Origin of the sequence: Exiguobacterium sp. BG5(2022) (assembly GCF_031844365.1) — a bacterium.
In the GTDB taxonomy this organism is placed as follows: domain Bacteria; phylum Bacillota; class Bacilli; order Exiguobacteriales; family Exiguobacteriaceae; genus Exiguobacterium; species Exiguobacterium profundum.
In genome coordinates this window covers 660,765-680,654 of the sequence record NZ_JAUZVB010000001.1, presented here as the reverse complement: position 1 = coordinate 680,654, position 19,890 = coordinate 660,765, and the positions used below count along the sequence as shown (strand labels likewise).

Annotated in this window: 13 protein-coding genes; 3 read left to right on the top strand and 10 right to left on the bottom strand. The window is 47.8% G+C overall.

The features are described from left to right. Positions 1-112 precede the first annotated feature (112 nt). From Q9R25_RS03475 to adhE, 6 genes are all read right to left on the bottom strand, one after another. Positions 113-2,023: a PTS fructose transporter subunit IIABC gene (locus tag Q9R25_RS03475; protein WP_196430657.1), complete on the bottom strand. Its 1,911-nt coding sequence runs from the start codon at positions 2,021-2,023 to the stop codon at positions 113-115. Then, entirely contained in the window at positions 2,020-2,949 is a 930-nt protein-coding gene (gene pfkB / locus Q9R25_RS03470) for a 1-phosphofructokinase (RefSeq protein WP_311282791.1), read from the bottom strand. The genes Q9R25_RS03475 and pfkB overlap by 4 nt, the downstream gene beginning before the upstream one ends. After that, positions 2,946-3,689 (bottom strand): DeoR/GlpR family DNA-binding transcription regulator, encoded by a 744-nt coding sequence (locus Q9R25_RS03465; RefSeq protein ID WP_196430655.1) that lies wholly within the window; start codon positions 3,687-3,689, stop codon positions 2,946-2,948. Before Q9R25_RS03465 ends, pfkB begins: the two co-directional genes overlap by 4 nt. 135 nt (positions 3,690-3,824) lie before the next feature. Beyond that, positions 3,825-4,739, bottom strand: a complete 915-nt coding sequence (locus Q9R25_RS03460) for an alpha/beta hydrolase (RefSeq protein WP_074037089.1) — start codon at positions 4,737-4,739, stop codon at positions 3,825-3,827. Between the two features lie 84 nt (positions 4,740-4,823). After that, positions 4,824-6,008, bottom strand: a complete 1,185-nt coding sequence (locus tag Q9R25_RS03455) for a zinc-binding metallopeptidase family protein (protein ID WP_215243991.1) — start codon at positions 6,006-6,008, stop codon at positions 4,824-4,826. A gap of 181 nt (positions 6,009-6,189) precedes the next feature. After that, entirely contained in the window at positions 6,190-8,781 is a 2,592-nt protein-coding gene (gene adhE / locus Q9R25_RS03450; RefSeq protein ID WP_012726208.1) for a bifunctional acetaldehyde-CoA/alcohol dehydrogenase, read from the bottom strand. Between the two features lie 388 nt (positions 8,782-9,169). On the opposite strand from adhE, the gene Q9R25_RS03445 reads away from it, so the two are divergent. The 3 genes from Q9R25_RS03445 to Q9R25_RS03435 all read left to right on the top strand — a co-directional run bounded on the left by Q9R25_RS03445 (position 9,170) and on the right by Q9R25_RS03435 (position 11,873). Next, positions 9,170-9,616, top strand: coding sequence for a MarR family winged helix-turn-helix transcriptional regulator (locus Q9R25_RS03445; RefSeq protein WP_012726207.1), 447 nt, complete (start codon positions 9,170-9,172; stop codon positions 9,614-9,616). A gap of 80 nt (positions 9,617-9,696) precedes the next feature. Beyond that, entirely contained in the window at positions 9,697-10,410 is a 714-nt protein-coding gene (locus Q9R25_RS03440; protein WP_012726206.1) for a YebC/PmpR family DNA-binding transcriptional regulator, read from the top strand. Positions 10,411-10,553: 143 nt separating this feature from the next. Then, complete coding sequence (locus tag Q9R25_RS03435) at positions 10,554-11,873, top strand: Na+/H+ antiporter family protein (RefSeq protein ID WP_214690963.1); 1,320 nt, start codon at positions 10,554-10,556, stop codon at positions 11,871-11,873. A gap of 138 nt (positions 11,874-12,011) precedes the next feature. On the opposite strand, the gene Q9R25_RS03430 is transcribed toward Q9R25_RS03435, so the two are convergent. From Q9R25_RS03430 to Q9R25_RS03415, 4 genes are all read right to left on the bottom strand, one after another. After that, positions 12,012-13,463 carry a glutamate synthase subunit beta gene (locus Q9R25_RS03430; RefSeq protein ID WP_215243992.1) on the bottom strand — a complete coding sequence of 484 codons (1,452 nt, stop codon included), beginning with the start codon at positions 13,461-13,463 and terminating at the stop codon, positions 12,012-12,014. Next, on the bottom strand, positions 13,460-17,899 hold the full coding sequence (gene gltB / locus Q9R25_RS03425) for a glutamate synthase large subunit (protein ID WP_311282790.1): 4,440 nt from the start codon (positions 17,897-17,899) through the stop codon (positions 13,460-13,462). Before gltB ends, Q9R25_RS03430 begins: the two co-directional genes overlap by 4 nt. A gap of 253 nt (positions 17,900-18,152) precedes the next feature. Beyond that, positions 18,153-18,905, bottom strand: coding sequence for a tryptophan-rich sensory protein (locus Q9R25_RS03420; protein WP_196430647.1), 753 nt, complete (start codon positions 18,903-18,905; stop codon positions 18,153-18,155). Between the two features lie 116 nt (positions 18,906-19,021). Further along, positions 19,022-19,834, bottom strand: coding sequence for an aldo/keto reductase (locus tag Q9R25_RS03415; RefSeq protein WP_311282789.1), 813 nt, complete (start codon positions 19,832-19,834; stop codon positions 19,022-19,024). Positions 19,835-19,890: the final 56 nt, after the last annotated feature.

The following is a 19,890-nucleotide window of genomic DNA, read 5'->3' as shown; positions in this document are numbered from 1 at the left end:
AAATAGTTTACCACAAATCCCCAACTTGCAATCCGAGATTATGTGAAAATTGAACGGACATCCACAACAAAAAAGACGTCACCTTTAGATAAAGGCGACGTCTTTTCTCACGTTATGCAACTTCTTTAGATTGGACTGGTGTAGAAGTTGTTAACGGTTTTTTCAAGAACGAGAGGAGCAATGCTCCGACCACAGCACCTGCCAAGATGGCGAGTGCATAGAGGCCCATACTTACCGCGACGTTTCCAGCTCCTTCAAGAAGTGGGAAGACGAAGATTCCTCCGTGTGGCGCTGGTAATTGAATCGTGAAGAATGCGGATAATCCTCCTGCGATGGCAGAACCGAGAATCGCTGATGGAAGAACGCGAATCGGGTCCGCAGCTGCGAATGGGATTGCCGCTTCCGTGATGAACGAAGCTCCCATGATATATGCTGTTTTTCCTGCTTCGCGCTCTTGTTTCGAGAACTTTTGACGAGCAAAGACAGTTGATGCGAGTGCGACGAGGAGTGGTGGTACCATCCCTCCAGCCATGACGGCTGCCATGACTTCTTGGTTACCCGCTGTGAGTGCTGCCGTTCCGAAGACGTATGCTGTCTTGTTGATCGGACCACCCATATCGACTGCCATCATCCCACCGACGATGACTCCTAAAAGGATAGCGTTTGCGCCGCTCATACTGTTCAACGTATCCATCAACCATGTCATAAGTGCAGCAATCGGTTCATTGACGACGAGCAACATGACCATACCTGAGATAAATGATCCAAGTAAAGGATATAAGAGGACCGGTTTGATTCCTTCAAGTGAAGCTGGCAACTTCGCAAGTGCCTTTTTCAAGAAGAGGACGACATAACCTGCCAAGAAACCAGCGATGAGACCACCGAGGAATCCGGCGTTCCCTTGACTTGCAAGTACCCCTGCCACGAGACCTGGTGCGAGACCTGGGCGATCGGCAATCGACATCGCGATGAAACCGGCGAGAATCGGAACGAGGAAGCCGAATGCAGCTCCACCGATCGTCATCAACTGTGCTGCAAATTCATTGTAAGACGGGTCATCCGGGTTAGCAGAGTTGATGCCCCAGAAGAAGCTGATGGCAATCAAGAGACCACCTGCGACAACGAGTGGAAGCATCGCAGATACCCCGCTCATCAAGTGTTTGTACACGCCTGTACGTTGCTCTTTCGAAGCGCCACCTGATGTTTTCGAAGCCTCATATACCGGCGCATCTTGTTTCACCGCACGATTGATGAGTTCTTCAGGTTTCCGAATCCCTTGTGCGACCGGAACTTCGATGACTCGTTTACCAGCGAAACGATCCATTTCAACAGCTTTGTCCGCTGCGACGATGATCGCTGTTGCCCGGTCGATATCCGCACGTGTCAATTCATTTTTTACGCCAGTCGATCCGTTCGTTTCGACTTTAATATCGACGCCCATCGCTTCCGCTTTTTGTTTCAAGCTGTCTGCCGCCATATACGTATGAGCGATGCCTGTCGGGCAAGCCGTGACCGCCAAAATGAACGGTGCATCTTCATTCGTCGGTTTGACGACTTCTGGCTTCGCTTCTGCCATTTCTTTTTCTTCGATGGCGCGGATGACATCGCTTTCAGAAGTTGCTGCATAGAGACGTTCTTGGAATGCAGGGTCCATCAAGTAAACTGAAAGTTTAGAGAGTGTTTCAAGGTGTTCATTATTCGCATTTTCTCCTGCCGCAATCATGAAGAAGAGGCGACTCGGTTGTCCATCTAACGCTTCGTAGTCGACGCCTTCCGAGCGACCGAACGCGATTGCTGGCGTTTTAACCGCACTCGTTTTCGCATGAGGGATGGCAATCCCTTCTCCAAGGCCAGTCGTGCTCTCGCTTTCACGTTTTAGAATCGCATCGCGATAACCGTTGCGGTCCGATAGCTTACCAGCGCGATCGAGGACATCGACAAGTTCTTCGATGACCTCACGCTTAGAATTCGCGCTTAGATTCAATTGAATCGTGTCGCGTTGGAGCAAGTCCGTGATTTTCATGTTGTTTCCTCCATTCGTTTCAGTGGTGTGAGTTGTACTTGATCGATCAAGCGATCAATCTCTTGCTTTGAACATAAGCCGAACGTATAAGCAGATGCGCTTCCTGTCGTGACCGCGTATCGAAATGCTTCTTGTTCACCTTTTTCTTTCACATTCGCGACAAATCCGGCGACGAGTGAGTCTCCTGCACCAACCGAGTTCACGAGTTTCCCGACCGGTGTGTTCGCTGTGACGGCTCCGTACTTGTTAACGAGTAGCGCCCCGTCTCCCGCAAAGGAGATGATAACGTTTTTCGCCCCGCGTTTGACGAGCTGTTCGGCATAAGGTAGAGCTTCTTCAAACGTTTCAATCTCGGTATCAAACAATTCACCTAATTCATGGTGATTCGGTTTGATCATGAGTGGTTCAAGCGTGAGCACTTCGAGCATGGCGTCTTTCGTTGTATCGACGACAAATTCGGCACCTTTTTCGCGAATCGATTCGGCAATGGTCCGATATAGCGAGTCTGGTAGGTTGCTCGGGATACTACCCGCGAGGACGACGATATCACCTTCTTGAACTTGGTCGAACTTGGCCTTCAACTGTTCGAGCTCACCATCCGTGATATTCGGTCCGCTCGCATTCAATTCTGTTTCCTCTTTCGCTCGAATCTTGACGTTGATCCGGGTGTTCCCGTTCACCTCTACGAAATCGGTGTGTACACCGTGATCGACGAGTGACTTTTTAATGAAGTCACCGGTCGTCCCACCGATGAAACCAAGTGCCTTCGTTTCTTGTGCATATTCCCGAAGAACGATGGAGACGTTGATTCCTTTACCGCCTGCGCGCTCCGTCGTCTCTTCGATTCGGTTCACTTCTCCTAGATGTACTTCAGGTAATGTTACGTAGTAATCAATAGAAGGGTTGAGTGTTAACGTGTAAATCATTTCGCATTCACCACCTTTGTGATTGTTTGGATGGAACTCATTGACTCACTGCTTGATGTGATCAACTGTGCGGCATCTAACGTCGCGACTCTGCTGAACGTTCGTTTCCCGATCTTCGATGCGTCCGCGAGTACGAACGAGGTTTGCGCCAATTCGATTGCCGTTTTTTTGACAAGCGCTTCTTCTGGGTCCGGGGTCGTGTAACCCGCTTCAGGGTCGATTCCATTCATTCCGAGAAAGGCGAGGTCGACACGATAATTCATCATGCTCTCGCGTGCGTTATACCCAACCAATGCCTGGGTGGAACGCTTTAATTCTCCGCCAATCACAAACGTCTTAATATCAAGATCAAATAATTCATTCGCAATCGGTAGACTGTTTGTGACGACGACAATCTTTTTCCCTTCTAAAAACGGAACCATCGCCTGAGTGGTTGTACCGGCATCTAAATAAATCGACATCCCGTCTTCGATGAACGTTGCGGCCTTCCGTGCAATCGCAACTTTTTCATCTACGAACCGGTCTCGCTTTTCTTCAAATGTCGGTTCCTCATCTGGAGTCGCAATGAGCGTTGCGCCTCCGTGAACCCTTGCCAGATACCCTTCCGCTTCGAGGTCCGTCAAATCTCGACGAATCGTCGACTCGGATGAATCCGTTAAATCAACCAATTCTTTTAATTTGACGACCTTCTGTTCAGATAAGCGTTGCAAAATCAACTGATGTCGTTGTTTCGTTAACATCTTGTTCCCTCCATACGTCTAATATAAAGCGTTTTCATTATAAAAACAACTAAAATCATTCAAAAACATTCAGTTTCATTCAATTTGTCACAATTATAACATAAAAAACGGTCAATATATGACCGTTTTTCGAGTTTATGACTGTTTTTTTAACCATTCATCCAATTCTTGAACGAGTTTTGGATGAATCGGCGCATCGATTGCTTCTCGATACTCTTTGTGCAGCATGAGAAGCGAATGGGGTGACTCCCGTGTCACGAGCAGATGATTCATATCATCAATGATCGATGAGGTGACCTCCCCTTTTGTTTGAATCATATGGACGTGCTCTGGTGGGACTTGCACATCACGCCCCCCGGTAATCGCAAGAACCGGGACGGTCACATGCTCCAATCGCTCTCGGACGTCATAGGATGCATGTTCTCGAATCCATTTCGCATTTACGACTTGACCTCGATATTTGAAAGACGAGACGTTCGTCCGTAAAGAACGCTCTAACAAATCGTCCTGTCGCTGCCTAACTTTTTTGGCAACGCCCGTCAACCGGTAGAAGAGACCTTTTATCCCTTTCACATGTTCGATGTCTTTAGCGAGTGCATCTGCTTGGTATAAGAACATCTGCTTGGACGATTCATGGAAACCGGAAAGTAAGATGAGCCCATCAGCCTTCGTCTCAAGTTGAACGGCAGGAGCAAGAACGGCCCCTTCACTATGACCAAGTAGATATAAGCGATTCACATCGGCCAGTTGTCGAATGGTGCGCACGACAAGAATCGCATCGTTAATCAAATCATGTAAACCGACTTTATTGAAGTCCCCATCGGACTTGCCAATCCCTTGTTTGTCATATCGGAACACGTTGTATCCGCGGTCGTACAACGCTTCTGCCAACTTGGCATACGTATTAAAACCGACACCACCCATATTGCCGTCACGGTCACTCGGCCCACTTCCGCTCAACATGACGATTGTCGCCCGGGGCTCCTCATGGGAAAGAAATGTTCCTGCAATCGTTCCGTATGCTGTCGTAATCGTCATCTCTTGTTTCATCGTATCGCCTCCATTACTATCATACCCGAAACTGTCATCCAAAAAAATACGTCGCCGTCAAATGAGACGGCGACATCTATGTGGTCAGTGAGTTAGCCAATCGTGTAACCAATCAACCGCATCCGTCAACCCACTTTCCGACAGGCGTTCAAACGTATCCTTCTCGGTGAACACATGCCAACTTCCTTCTAATGAGTCACTCAACATCAGATAAGGAATTCCTGCTTCATCGTAAGCGTCACCCGGTGAACTTGCCAACGAGCGCACTTCTAAATCAGAGAATGGCGCCTGTTCTAGTAATGGGTAGGATTTCATTCCTTTGGTCCGAACGTATAACGGACCGTCACCAGTCCCAAGAATATCGAGCATGACGACCGTTTCCACTTTTGCTTTTTGTCCCGTTAGCCTTTCAAGGAAATCGTCACTCGCTTCTCTGGAGTCACCGTTTCCATTCAAAAAGACATATCGAATCGTATAGTACGGTGTCTCGTTGTCCATCATCTGTATGAGGTGATATAAGACCGAAGACGGACCGACGGAAGACAAATAATGGGCCCCGTGCCAGGAAGAATCGAGTCGTGACATGAGAACAATCTCTTGATCCGTCTTGCCTTTTTGGACAAATTCGACATACGGAATTTCTTCGTTATAGGGCTTGACTTGAATCGTTTCCCCGTCCTTCAGTTGTTCAGCCGTATCCAAGTCTACCCCTGTACCATTTAATGGCATATAAGATGACGTGAAAACGAAACCCGTCTCATATGGGTCGTCTTCAAAAGGGGTGATCAGGTATCCTGCAGCTCCCTTAGATGCGAGCTCTGACAAGTACGCGTTCGCTTCCTGGTCATTCAAAACCTCACCTGCGTAATCGACGGTATACGCATCTTCGATGTTGTCATGTGAAAATTTTGTCGTCGGTAAGACAATCACTTTCTCTTTCACGTCCGGAATATCTTGTCCCCACGTCATATGTAAAATCGTACCTTTGAACGGTTGATCAAACGTCATCGATGAAAACCCCTCATACGTTTTATCCCCCATTTCAATCTCAGTCCAGCCGGTTATCCGTTCTGTGTAAAGGAGGTTTCGGTCCATGTCGATGGGTAATTCGGTTCCGAATGATTCAAAAAAGTCGGCACTCTCCCAACTATCCGCATTTCGATCGACTGATGAAATATATTCAGCGGTCTCGAGCGGCGTCGGATGGATTGGATTGAAGAAAAGAAAAACTGTCGCGATTGAACGCAACAAACTAATCAATATGAACATTACACGATCCCCATTCATCAATAAATTACTATACATACCATTTTTTATTATATACAGCTATTTATCGTCTGACTATTCAATTTTTTATCAATTTAAATATAATTTTAGAATCCGAATATCATATTCCGATCACAAGAAAAGCCCGTTCGAGTTGAACGGGCCCACTTGTAAATGTTGATCCTTATACGCCTTCGTATGCTGCGTACATGATTTCTTTTAATTCTTCAACGAGCGGCATTTTCGGGTTGGCCGTCGTACATTGGTCTTCGAATGCGTCGACCGCCATCTTGTCGATCTTCGCATCAAGTTCTGCTTTCTTGATACCTTGCGCCTTGAACGAAAGTTTGATGTTCAAGCGTTGACCGAGCTCGATGATCGCCTGGACGAGTGACTCGACACCTTCAGCTGTCGTGCTTGCTGGAAGTCCGAGGTAACGCGCGATTTCTGCGTAACGTTCGTCAGCGATGAATGACTCATATTTCGGGAACGCCGCAAGTTTCGATGGGCGTGTCGCGTTGTAACGGATGACGTGTGGCATGAGAATCGCGTTCGTACGACCGTGTGGGACGTGGAACTCTCCACCGATTTTGTGAGCAATCGAGTGGTTGATACCGAGGAATGCGTTCGCAAACGCCATACCCGCCATCGTTGAAGCGTTGTGTACTTTCTGACGAGCTTCCGCATCGCTACCGTTTTCATAGGCTTTTGGTAGGTAGTCGAAGATCATCTTGATGGCGCGGAGGCAAAGTCCGTCTGTGTAATCATTCGCCATGACGGAAACATATGCTTCGATTGCGTGTGTCATGACGTCCATTCCTGTATCAGCCGTGATTGAAGCTGGGACGGTCATGACGAACTCAGGGTCGACGATGGCGACGTCTGGTGTGATCGCATAGTCAGCAATCGGATATTTCACGTTACGTTTTTTATCTGTGATGACAGTGAACGGTGTCACTTCAGAACCTGTACCAGACGTTGTCGGGATGGCGATAAACATTGACTTGTTACCGAGTGTCGGGAACTTATACGTCCGTTTGCGAATATCCATAAATTTCTGGCGTAGATTCGAGAACTTCTCTTCTGGACGTTCGTAGAAGAGCCACATTCCTTTCGCAGCATCCATCGGCGAACCACCACCAAGTGCGATGATCATGTCTGGTTGGAAGTGACGCATCGCTTCGGCACCGTTCATGACCGTTTCAACAGATGGATCCGGTTCGACTTGGTCGAAGATGCGGTACTCGACACCAGCCGGCAAGTTTTTGATGACTTTGTCAGCGAATCCGAGTTTGACCATCATTTCATCTGTGACGATCATCGCCCGTTTTTTCGTTGTGAGCGATTGAAGATATTGTACTGAGTTTTTCTCGAAATAGATTTTTTCAGGTACTTTGAACCATTGCATATTCACGCGACGTCTCGCCACCTTTTTCACGTTGAGTAGATGTTTCGCCGTCACGTTTTCTGAGACGGAGTTTTTACCGTAAGACCCACAACCGAGCGTGAGGGATGGTGTCATTTCGTTATAAAGGTCACCGATTCCACCATGTGCTGAAGGTGAGTTAACGATGATGCGGCAAGCTTTCATACGGAGACCGAACTCAAGGATGGCATCGTCATCTGTTGAGTGGATGACCGCCGTGTGACCGAGACCACCAATCTCGAGCATTTTTTCAGCGATTGCGAATCCTTCTTCACGTGATTGAACTTTATACGCACCGAGAACCGGGCTTAATTTTTCGTGAGAGAGAAGTTCCGTTGCGCCAACTGTTTCAAGCTCTGCAATCAAGATCTTCGTATCCGCTGGTACTTTGAGACCTGCCTGTTCAGCGATCCATGCTGCCGGCTTCCCGACGATTTCAGGGTTGACCGCACATGTATCCGTGCGAATGACTAGCGTTTCAAGTTTTGCTTTTTCTTCTGGTGAGCAGAAGTAGCAACCGAGTGCCGTCATCTCTGCTTTCACTTCTTCATATACTTCTTGATCGACGATGATCGCTTGTTCAGACGCACAGATCATTCCGTTGTCGAACGTTTTTGAAAGGATGACGTCTGAGATGGCACGTTTCACTTTTGCAGTCTTATCGATGTAGGCCGGTACGTTACCAGGTCCGACACCGAGTGCTGGTTTACCAGTCGAGTAAGCCGATTTGACCATCGCTGCCCCACCTGTCGCAAGGACCATCGCTACACCAGGGTGGTTCATGAGCGCTTTCGTCGCATCGAGTGACGGAACTTCAACCCATTGAATCAAGTTTTCAGGAGCACCTGCCGCCACTGCTGCGTCACGGAGGACACGAGCCGCTTCGCTTGAACATTGTTGCGCTGATGGATGGAACGCGAAGATAATCGGGTTACGTGTCTTGATGGCGATGATTGCTTTGAACATCGTTGTCGATGTTGGGTTTGTGACCGGTGTGACACCAGCGACGACACCAACTGGCTCCGCGATGTATGTGATTCCGTTTTGAACGTCATCTTCAAGGACGCCGACCGTTTTCTCACCACGGAGTGAGTTATAGATATATTCTGTCGCAAAGATGTTTTTGATCATCTTGTCTTCAAAGACACCGCGACCTGTTTCTGTATGTGCTAATTTCGCGAGTGCGACGTGTTGCTCGAGTCCTGCAAGCGCCATCGCCTGTACGATATGGTCGATTTTCTCTTGGTCGAACGTCATCAACGTATCGAGTGCCTTATGCGCACTTGCTACGAGCGTGTCCACCATTTGTTCTGCCGTTGTTTCCACTTTTGCTTTCTCTTTGACTGCCATGTTAGGTTCCTCCTCATAAGTGAGAGCTTTTTATGAACATATTGACTTGATGGAAGCACATTGTGATGACTGTTTTCAAGAGATTGTGCTTTCCTTCACATTCATAGAATACAATGTTTTTCAGTTTTTGTGGGTGACAACAATGTGAACTCTTTCACAATATTTTTTTATCTATTGTTGATAGCTCTTGATTTTTGTATGCGTCCTCAGTAAAATCGAATGCGTTTTCATGAAAATATATCAAACCTTTAATGTAAACGCTTACATATTTTGTGTCGATTCAATCTCTACTATGATGTATCAATCATCACATCAACCCGTTTTTAGGTTCAACTGCACCTAACTCGTGTATAATGAAAATAGAACCTAACTAGGAAGTGAATCTATTATGCCGAAACAAGATGCAGCGGACCAGTTTGTCAAACTGATTCCTTTAATTCGTCGTAAATTGTTACGTCGATCTGATTTTCCTCAAATTCCAAACCTGAACTTCTCTCATTTCCATCTATTGATGTTGATTGAGGACGAGGGGGCTGTCACGAATGGACGAATCAGCGAGACACTCTCCATCGCGCCACCGAACGTTACCCCGCTCATCACGAAATTATTGAACGAGGGGTATATCACGCGGGTGCCAGACGAGCGGGATCGCCGCGTGATTTGGAATCAACTGACCGAGAAAGGTGAACGGATCTTACTTGAGCGCAGAGACTCATTCCGTAGACTATTCGAGGAACGTCTCGCCTTTTTGAATGAGGACGAAACTGACCGACTCATTGAGAGTTTGAAGACACTTACAGAGATTGTCGAGAAGATGGACAAAGGTGACGAGTAAAACTTTTCTCGTCAATTCCCACAACTTCTTATATAATCTGTAATGAATCTACGTACAAATGGAAAGAGAGATGACATGTAATGGGTCGTAAATGGAACAACATTAAAGAGAAGAAGGCGTCAAAAGATGCGAACACGAGTCGCGTCTATGCGAAGTTCGGTCGCGAGATTTATGTGGCCGCCCGTCAAGGGGAACCTGATCCTGAGTTGAACCAGTCATTAAAATTCGTTGTGGAGCGTGCGAAGACGTATAACGTGCCCCGGGCGATCATCGATCGTGCCATCGACAAAGCCAAAGGTGGCGATGAGGAAAATTTCGATGAGCTTCGATATGAAGGGTTTGGTCCGAATGGTTCGATGGTCATCGTCGATACATTGACGAATAACGTCAACCGTACGGCTTCAGAAGTTCGTGCCGCGTTCGGTAAAAACGGAGGCAACATGGGAGTCAGTGGCTCGGTCGCATATATGTTCGATGCAACTGCCGTCATCGGTGTCAATGAAATGTCGGCAGATGACGTCCTCGAACTCATGATGGAACATGACCTTGATGTGCGTGATGTTATCGAGGAAGACGAGACGGTCATCGTCTATGCCGAGCCAGAAGCGTTCCACGCCGTTCAAACTGCATTCAAGGCTGCCGGTGTAGAAGAGTTTGCCGTTGCGGAATTGACGATGCTCCCGCAGAACGAAGTGTCACTCGATGACGCTTCGCAAGAACAGTTTGAAAAACTAATCGATGTGCTCGAAGACTTGGAAGATGTGCGCCAAGTGTATCATAACGTCGAGATGTAACACGTAAGCGATAACTTTCACGAGTTATCGCTTTTTTTCATATTCGATTTGACAAGGGTCACATCATATGTTAAATTTCAAAAAGTCTTTATCATATTAAAGTGATACCAAGAGAAAGAAAACGCGAAAGGTGTTGGATCGATATGAACGCAGTATTACTTGCAGTCATCGTCTTATTTGCGCTCGCCATCAGCCGAGTGCACATTGTATTATCATTAATCTTAGCGGCGCTTGTCGGAGGGCTTGTTGGAGGACTTGGGTTCAACGATACGTTGACCGCCTTCAGTGACGGTCTTGGTGGTGGAGCGAGCATCGCACTCAGCTACGCACTCCTCGGTGCATTCGCTGTCGGGTTATCTAAAACTGGGCTTCCGGACGTCTTAGCTGAAAAATTGATTTCAATGTCAGGTCGTGACGTGTCAGGAAAACGTGTGATGGTTGTCAAAGCATTCCTGTTGTCACTCATCTTATTGTTATCCATCAGCTCTCAAAACGTGCTTCCGATACACATCGCCTTTATCCCGATTGTGATTCCGCCGTTACTCGTGCTGTTCAATGAGTTGAATGTAGACCGTCGTCTCGTAGCGACCATTTTGACGTTCGGTCTTGTGACACCATATATGTTGTTACCTGTCGGGTTTGGTGGGATTTACTTGAATGAGATTCTCATCGCGAACGTTGAAGCAAACGGCTTGACTGTCGGAGACGTCAACATCATCTCGATCATGGGCATCCCGGCATTAGGGATGGTCGTCGGATTGATAGCGGCGTTCATTCACTACCGGAAACCGAGAACGTATGACACGATTGCACTCGGACCAACTGATTATGAAGTACGTCAAATGAGTGGTTTGAAGATGATCATGACACTCGCAGTCGTTCTCATCGTGTTGATTGTTCAGTTGCAGACCGAGTCGATGATCGCCTCTGCGGTGACCGGTTTGATTTTGCTTTCAATCTTCCGCCTGATTCCATGGTCTGAGGCAGATGATATCTTCACAAGCGGCATGCGCATGATGGCATTCATCGGGTTCGTCATGATCGCCGCAAGTGGATTCGCTGCCGTCATCCGCGAGACAGGTGCGATCGAACCGCTCGTCAACGGAGCGAGCGATTTGATGGGTGACTCTAAACTCATTGCCGCTCTCGTCATGTTGCTCGTCGGCCTTGTCATCACGCTCGGAATCGGTTCAAGTTTCTCGACTGTTCCAATCATTGCAGCAATTTTCGTCCCGCTCTGTGTACAATACGGCTTCTCAGTCGAGGCAACGATTGCCATCATCGGGACTGCAGGAGCGCTTGGGGATGCAGGTAGCCCAGCGAGTGACTCGACACTCGGACCTACGAGTGGATTGAACGCTGACGGTCAACACGATCACCTACGTGAAACGGTTTGGCCAACGTTCTTACACTACAATATTCCACTCATCATCTTCGGTGTGATTGCGGCGATGGTGCTTTGATCATTTTTTCCGTCGTGAATAAATGGTTCCTAATAAAATGAGGATGAGAATAAACCAGATTCCCGTATACATGAGGATTTCGGTGAACATAAAACTCCTCCTAAACAAAAGATAAGGAGCGACGGCTGTCGCTCCTTTTTATGATGAGGTTTTTAATTCGGTCTTGCAAGTATCGAGATACGCATCGACGACCTCTGCTACTTCTCGTCCTTCCCGAATCGCCCATACAATCAGGCTTTGCCCTCGCTTGGCATCCCCCGCGACAAAAACGTTTTCCGTTGCCGTCTGGAAATCTTTCGTCTTCTCGACGCCGATTTTCCGCAACTCATGCTCCGGTCGCTCAAATCCGATGGCGACGAGGACGAGGTCCGCCGGATACGTCTCTATCGAATCTTCCTCCACGAAGAAGGTTGCCTGACCATCCGGATTGACCACTTTCGTCATCCGTTCCGTTTCAACCCCTGTGACACGTCCTTCTTTCGTGACGATTTGGTTGGAGCGAATCAAATACGTTCTCGGGTCTTTCTCATAGACCGCGAGTGATTCCGCATACGCATAATCCGTCGTATCCGTATCCGGTTGAAGTGGCCATGGTCGCTCAGGAGCCCTAAACAATCCTTTCGAAGGGTGCTTCCCAAACTGGATGACAGATTTCGCTCCTTGACGAATCGCGGTCGCCACACAGTCGGCCCCTGTATCTCCACCTCCGATGACGATGACGTCTTTGCCTTTGGCATCATGTCCTGGTGATCGAGTCAATCCTTTCCGTTCGTACATGGATGCCGTCAAATAGTCCATCGCCATTTCAACACCACGTGCATCATCGCCATCAATCCCGAGCGTGCGCTGTTTCTGAGCTCCTGTAGCGAAGATCACCGCATCGTATTGGTTCCGAAGCGCCTCGACTGTCACATCCGTACCGACCACTATGTTCGTCTGGATGACAATCCCCTCTTGTTCGAGCAACCGAATACGGCGCCTCACGACGTCCTTATCCAGTTTCATGTTCGGGATTCCGTACATGAGTAGCCCTCCCGGTTCATCCGCCTTCTCGATGATGGTGACGGAATGTCCGAGCTGGTTCAGTTGGTCAGCAGCCGCTAATCCAGCTGGCCCACTTCCGATGATGGCGATGGTCATCCCGGTTCTTCGATGGACAGATCTTGGTTTCACCCATCCTTCTTCAAATGCCCGATCGATGATGGTTCGTTCAATCGATTTGATGGCAACCGGATCTTCACTGATTCCGAGTGTACAAGACCCCTCACATGGTGCGGGACAAACTCTCCCCGTGAACTCCGGGAAGTTATTCGTCTCCATCAATCGGTGATACGCTCCCATCCAGTCCGATTTTGTCACAAGCTTGTTCCACTCCGGGATATAGTTGTGAATCGGACACCCAATCGTCTCCTGTCCAATCATATCCCCGACATGACAGAATGGAGTGCCACAGTCCATACAACGTGCTGCTTGCTGTTTGACCGATTCGTCATCCATTCGCGTCGCATATTCCTCATAATCCTTCACTCGTTCATCCACCTGACGTTCCGGTAATGTGGAACGTGGAATGTTTAAAAAGTTATGGTTCATGCGTTACCCCCCTCAGTCACAACCCGGAACAATTCAAGCGCTCGGTCTGCTTCACTCAACTCCGGTCGATTCGCCTCGATTCGACGCATGACGTCCAATACATTCGCATAATCTCGTGGAACGACCTTTACAAAGCGAGAGCGAGCTTGTTCGAACGACTCTAAAATGGTCCGTGCTTTGACACTGTCTGTATGAAACTGATGCGCCTCAAGAAGTGCATAAATTTGTTCCACGTCTTCATCGTTCAATTCTTTTATAACGGAGACGAGCTCCTCGTTGACGAGTCGATCGTACGCTTGATCCCCATAAATATATGCGATGCCACCTGACATGCCGGCTGCGAAGTTCCGTCCAACGTCACCGAGGACGAGAACTGTTCCCCCGGTCATATACTCACATCCATGATCGCCGACTCCTTCGACGACTGCCGTCGCCCCAGAATTTCGAACGGCAAAACGCTCGCCGACATGACCGTTAAAGAAGGCCTGTCCGCTCGTCGCTCCGTACAAGCAGACGTTACCGGCAATCATTTGTTTACTTTCATCAAACGGCGCATGTTTTTCAGCGATCAATGCTAATTTTCCACCGCTCAAGCCTTTCCCAATATAGTCATTGGCATCACCGATGACGGAAATGGTGATCCCTCGTGGTAAAAATGCTCCTAGGCTTTGTCCGGCTGATCCACTGAGGCGAAGCGAAATGGTATCATCCGCTAAACCGACCTGACCGTGAACTTTCGTCACTTCAAACCCTAACTGTGTTCCGACGGCGCGATCGGTGTTTCGGATGCGACCAACGAAGAATGTCGGCTGCAACGAGTTGATTGACCGAGAGACTGCCGGAATCAATTTCCGGTGATCATAGGAACGATATGCCGGGTGAGCGAGTTCTTCACGTTCAGGAAGTGGTGTCGGCATCGAGAGCATCGGTGCTAAATCTAACCGTTTTGCTTTCGGATGACTCGTCTTCCATTCACTCTCTTCAAGAAGATCCGTTCGACCAATCACTTCATCAAGTGAGGTCATACCGAGTGACGCTAAAATTTCCCGTACTTCTTCGGCCAAGAACGTCATCAAGTTGACGACATGTTCTGGTTTCCCCATAAATTTCTGACGAAGCACAGGGTCTTGTGTCGCCACACCGACCGGACATGTATCTAAATGACATGCGCGCATCATAATACATCCAAGGACGACGAGCGGTGCTGTCGCAAACGCAAACTCTTCCGCCCCGAAGATGGCAGCTAGGACGATATCTCGTCCCGTCATGAGCTTTCCGTCTGTCTCAAGTGTTACTCTCCCCCGCAACCCGTTCAACGCGAGCGTTTGATGCGTCTCTAAGAGACCAAGTTCCCAAGGAAGACCTGTGTGCTTGATTGATGTTTTTGGAGAAGCACCGGTCCCACCATCATATCCACTGATGACAATCGTATCCGCGTTCGCTTTCGCCACACCCGCTGCGATTGTCCCGACGCCTGACTTCGAGACAAGTTTGACACTGATTTTCGCCTTCGGGTTCACATGCTTTAAGTCAAAGATGAGTTGGGCCAAGTCCTCAATCGAATAAATGTCGTGATGTGGAGGCGGTGAAATGAGCCCAACACCTGGAACGGATCCGCGTACTTCGGCGACCCATGGGTACACCTTATTTCCGGGAAGTTGACCACCCTCACCCGGTTTTGCCCCTTGCGCCATCTTGATTTGAATCTCATCGGCATGGTACAGATATTCTGCCGTCACCCCGAATCGCCCGCTCGCGACTTGCTTGATGCGGCTGATGCGTTCGTTCCCGAACTCATCCGGGACGAAGCGTGCTCGGTCTTCCCCACCTTCGCCCGAGTTACTTTTCGCACCAATCTGATTCATGGCGATAGCGAGGGTTTCATGCGCCTCTTTCGACAAGGACCCGAATGACATTGCTCCCGTCTTAAAACGGCGAACGATCGACGTGATTGGTTCCACTTCTTCGAGTGGCACAGGACGTTGCGTTTTAAATGCAAACAACTGTCGAATGAACTGTCCTGATGAATCATGTAGCTTCACATAAGCGTCATAATATTTTCGTTCCTTCTCACGACATGCACGTTGCAACAAATGAATCGTCTTCGGATTAAATGCATGTTCTTCCCCATCTGCACGCCATTGGAAATCACTTCCCGCTTCGAGCGGCCGATTCGTCGCATAGGCGGACGTATGGAGTGTTTTCGCCTCGTCTTCAAGTTCTTTAAATCCGATTCCAGACAGTTGGGACGTGGTTCCCCTGAAATGAGTTTCAATCAAATCACGGTCTAGTCCCACTGCTTCAAAAATTTGAGCCCCGCGATAACTTTGAATGGTGGAGATACCCATTTTCGACATGATTTTGACGATGCCTTCGACGACTGCTTTTTGATACGAGCGAATAGCCTCTTCAAATGAATGCGCGATTTGTTCACGTTCGACTAAATCTCGAATGGTCGCATAGGCCACGTAAGGGTACACCGCATCTGCCCCATACCCAATCAAGGTCGCTGCTTGATGCACTTCTCGTACCTCACCGCTCTCACAAACAAGACTACAGCCCGATCGCAAGTTCTCTCGAATCAAGTGTTGATGAACTGCACTCAGTACGAGGAGAGACGGCATCGCAATCTGTTCGCGATCGATGAGCCGGTCAGATAGAACAATCACATTTGCTCCATTTCGAACCATCTCACTGACTTGTCGCAAAAGTGACTCAAGAGATGTCTCTAAATCATCCATGAACGTCGTAGCGACTCGTTCGACCTTGAGCCTCTCGTCAAGTTGCTTGAGAGCCGCCCCATCAATCATCGGATGATCTAACCACACACGTTTTGCATGACCTCGTCCGGTATGGACCGGATCTCCTTGCGGACCAATCCAAGTAAATGTAGCCGTTACAATTTTCTCACGCAACGCGTCAATCGGTGGGTTGGTCACTTGTGCGAAGTGTTGTTTGAAATAATGGAACAAGGAACGGGGTCGTGTCGAGAGCACCGCGATTGGTTGGTCATGTCCCATCGAGCCGATTGGATCTTTCTCATCTTTGATTAACGGAACCATATACTGTTCAATGTCTTCTTTCGTATATCCAAACGCACGTTGCACACGCTCGAGTTCAAGCAGTTCTTCTTCATCGACCCCTCGATCCTCAAGGATCATCATCTGCCTAAGCCATTTGTGATAAGGCTCTGACTTCGCAATCGTCTCTTTGATCTCATGATCTGGTATCAATCGCTTTTCAATCAAGTCGATCAATAACAACTGTCCTGGTCTTAAACGCTGTTTTGATTTGACGTTCTCTGCGTCAACCGGAATGACTCCTGTTTCAGATGAGAGAATCAATTCCCCGTCCAATGTTTCGACATAACGCATCGGACGCAAGCCGTTACGATCTAAAATTGCCCCGATTTGCCTTCCATCCGTGAAGACGACTCCAGTCGGTCCATCCCACGGCTCCATGATGGATGAATGATACTGATAAAAGTCGCGCTTGAACGGTTCCATCTGTCCTTCGACAAATGGTTCAGGAATCAACATCATCGCCGTGTGGGCAATCGAGCGACCCGTTCGTGTGAAGAATTCAAAAGCGTTATCGAGCATGGACGAGTCGCTTCCATCCTCTTGAAGCACAGGGAACAAGTGTTGAACGTCTTCAAATAAGTCTGTTGACGTGACCCCTTCCCGCGCTCGCATCGCATCGATATTTCCGCGAAGCGTGTTGATTTCCCCGTTATGGACTATCATTCGGTTCGGATGTGCTCGTTCCCAAGAAGGGAACGTATTCGTCGAGAAACGAGAATGAACGATGCCGAACGTACTCTTGTAATGAGGGGATTGCAAGTCCAAATAAAATGCTGCGATTTGATTTGGCGTCAACATCCCTTTATACACGATCGTTCTCGTTGAAAGGCTTGCGATATATAGGCGTAATGATTCGACCTTTTCGATTTTTCGACGAAGTTCATAGAAGACGCGTTCATTCGCATCCTCATCTAGGAATGGACATGAGATGAACCATTGATAGATCACCGGTTGTGTGACCCGTGCATGTTCACCGATTTGCATCGGGTCGACAGGTACTTCGCGCCATTCAATCGTCGAACAATCAAGTTCATCCGCCATCCGTTCCATCAAAGTGATCTTTTCGTGAAGCTGATTCTCAGACGGCTGAAAAAAAACCATTCCGACAGCGTAACGACCGAGTGACGGAAGGTTCATGGTTTGCGTAAACAATTCGTGTGGAATTTCAGTCATGATACCAGCCCCATCACCAGCATCGATGACACCTTGTCCTCCTCGGTGCTCTAAATTACATAACATGGAGAGCGATTTTTGGACGATTTCATGTTTCTTTAGCCCATGTAAATTGACGTAAAGTCCAATCCCACACGCATCTTTCTCAAATTTTGAGTCATACAAACCAACTCGACTCATATCATCGACCCCTTTCACTCACAGTTTCGTAATTAACATTTTGTTCTAAATATTCTGAAAAATCAAGTGAGTTGCATGCATTTTTGCATAACAAGAATCTCAAAGAGTGCTATTGAAAGCGTATACATAACTGTTATCAATGGATTTATCGTTTTTAGTTATGTTCAATAAAGAATAAATATCCATAAATATTATTTATTTATAGGTTCTTAAGAACGCAAAAAAGGATATCCTGAAGATACCCTTTTCTTGATTATTGTTCTACTGTTTTACGCGTATGATGCAAAAACGATTTCGGACGTTTCCACAAAATCAAACCGATATACCCAATCGCTAGCAATGCAAGGGCGCTAACAATCACAACATAGAGTGTGCCTTCTTCGATTCTAGCAAAGATTCCGATATACGCCCATACGAATACGAGTGGGTAGATGAAATCATGATGCCACCACATAAAGAGGAGGGCAAGGACTACACCGACCATCAGCATAAGTGAGGTCCAGGCAAGTTCATCAAGACCTAACAGCGACGTGATCTGTTCCGTCTTCATCACAACGAACGTGTTGACGATGGTCGCGACTGATACCCAGCCGATGTAGATGGAGAACGGGAACCGATCGAGCCAACTCGTAGACGTTCGAAAAGCGATGTAATACAACCAGCACAGCGTCGCCAGGAACAACACCATGATGACAAGTGAGACGACGAACCATTCGTTCGTGAATGCCAATAACCATAAACCATTCAACACGCAAGAGACTAAAAATCCGGCTTTCATTCGCTCGGCTTGACGATTCGCCGTCGTCCCTTTCTTCAACTGGAGCACCAGCCAGACAAGAAGCGCGACATAGATGACACCCCAAATTGAGAAAGCGTACCCTGCCGGCTTAAAGTAGATATCGATGCGGTCCGAAACCGCCGCGTTGTCGCCGCTCGCGAAATAGTTGATGACGACGGTCGCTAAAAAAGCGACCCAGTTTACAATCGGCCATTTTGATAAGTCCATAAGCACGATCTTCTAAATGAAGATCAAACACCTCCTTTTGCAACATAATATTCAATACCCGCATCCATGTGACTCTACACGTATAAAGGGGCTCGCATATGCGAACCCCTTCTCAATTAAAAGTCGATTTCGTCTGGATCTGGTCCGAGACGTTCCCCTGTCGCCACTTGATCGATTTTCGCCAAATCGTCCGCATCGAGTGAGAAGTCGAATACATCAAAGTTCTCACGGATTCGATGTGGTGTCACCGATTTCGGTAACGCGACATGACCAGACTCAAGATGCCAACGGAGAACTATCTGTGCCGGCGTCTTCCCATGTTTTTCTGCAATCTCAGAAAAAGCAGGGATGTCTAAAAACTTTCCTTGCATGAGTGGACTCCATGCCTCGATTTGAATCCCTTCATCTTGGCAGTAATCCAACAAATCCGGTTGCGGGAGTTGTGGATGAAGTTCAACTTGATTGATGAGTGGCGCCATCAGACCGGCTTCTTTCAATGTTTCTAAGTGGTGTTCTTTAAAGTTGGATACACCGATTGCTTTGATTTTTCCGGCTTCATATAAATCGATGAGATCTTTCCACGCATCGACGAACCCATCTACCGGCCAATGCAACAGACAAAGGTCCAAATAATCTGTCTGGAGTCGTTTTAACGAGTCTTCGAATGCCTCTTTCGTTTTGCCTTCACGAATGTCATCATTCCAAATCTTCGACGTGATGAACAATTCAGAGCGGTCTAAACCTGAGAGATGAATTCCCTTCGCAACGCCCTCTTCATTTTTATAGATTGCAGCCGTATCGATGTGACGATAGCCTGTTTTGATGGCTTCAACGACAGCAGCTGGTGCCTCGGTTTCATTATCGACCTTCCAGACACCAAAGCCGATCATCGGAATTTCGACCTTATTTCGTAATGTTGCGTAAAGCATCTCATTCATCCCCTTTTCATTCTAACGAGCTGATTGTATCATACCCGAGAATTTAT

Excerpts from the sequence above, each read along its gene's own strand:
- Q9R25_RS03475 (WP_196430657.1), bottom strand. The coding sequence starts at position 2,023 with ATGAAAATCACGGACTTGCTCCAACGCGACACGATTCAATTGAATCTA.
- pfkB (WP_311282791.1), bottom strand. The coding sequence starts at position 2,949 with ATGATTTACACGTTAACACTCAACCCTTCTATTGATTACTACGTAACA.
- Q9R25_RS03465 (WP_196430655.1), bottom strand. The coding sequence starts at position 3,689 with ATGTTAACGAAACAACGACATCAGTTGATTTTGCAACGCTTATCTGAA.
- Q9R25_RS03460 (WP_074037089.1), bottom strand. The coding sequence starts at position 4,739 with ATGAAACAAGAGATGACGATTACGACAGCATACGGAACGATTGCAGGA.
- Q9R25_RS03455 (WP_215243991.1), bottom strand. The coding sequence starts at position 6,008 with ATGTTCATATTGATTAGTTTGTTGCGTTCAATCGCGACAGTTTTTCTT.
- adhE (WP_012726208.1), bottom strand. The coding sequence starts at position 8,781 with ATGGCAGTCAAAGAGAAAGCAAAAGTGGAAACAACGGCAGAACAAATG.
- Q9R25_RS03445 (WP_012726207.1), top strand. The coding sequence starts at position 9,170 with ATGCCGAAACAAGATGCAGCGGACCAGTTTGTCAAACTGATTCCTTTA.
- Q9R25_RS03440 (WP_012726206.1), top strand. The coding sequence starts at position 9,697 with ATGGGTCGTAAATGGAACAACATTAAAGAGAAGAAGGCGTCAAAAGAT.
- Q9R25_RS03435 (WP_214690963.1), top strand. The coding sequence starts at position 10,554 with ATGAACGCAGTATTACTTGCAGTCATCGTCTTATTTGCGCTCGCCATC.
- Q9R25_RS03430 (WP_215243992.1), bottom strand. The coding sequence starts at position 13,463 with ATGAACCATAACTTTTTAAACATTCCACGTTCCACATTACCGGAACGT.
- gltB (WP_311282790.1), bottom strand. The coding sequence starts at position 17,899 with ATGAGTCGAGTTGGTTTGTATGACTCAAAATTTGAGAAAGATGCGTGT.
- Q9R25_RS03420 (WP_196430647.1), bottom strand. The coding sequence starts at position 18,905 with ATGGACTTATCAAAATGGCCGATTGTAAACTGGGTCGCTTTTTTAGCG.
- Q9R25_RS03415 (WP_311282789.1), bottom strand. The coding sequence starts at position 19,834 with ATGCTTTACGCAACATTACGAAATAAGGTCGAAATTCCGATGATCGGC.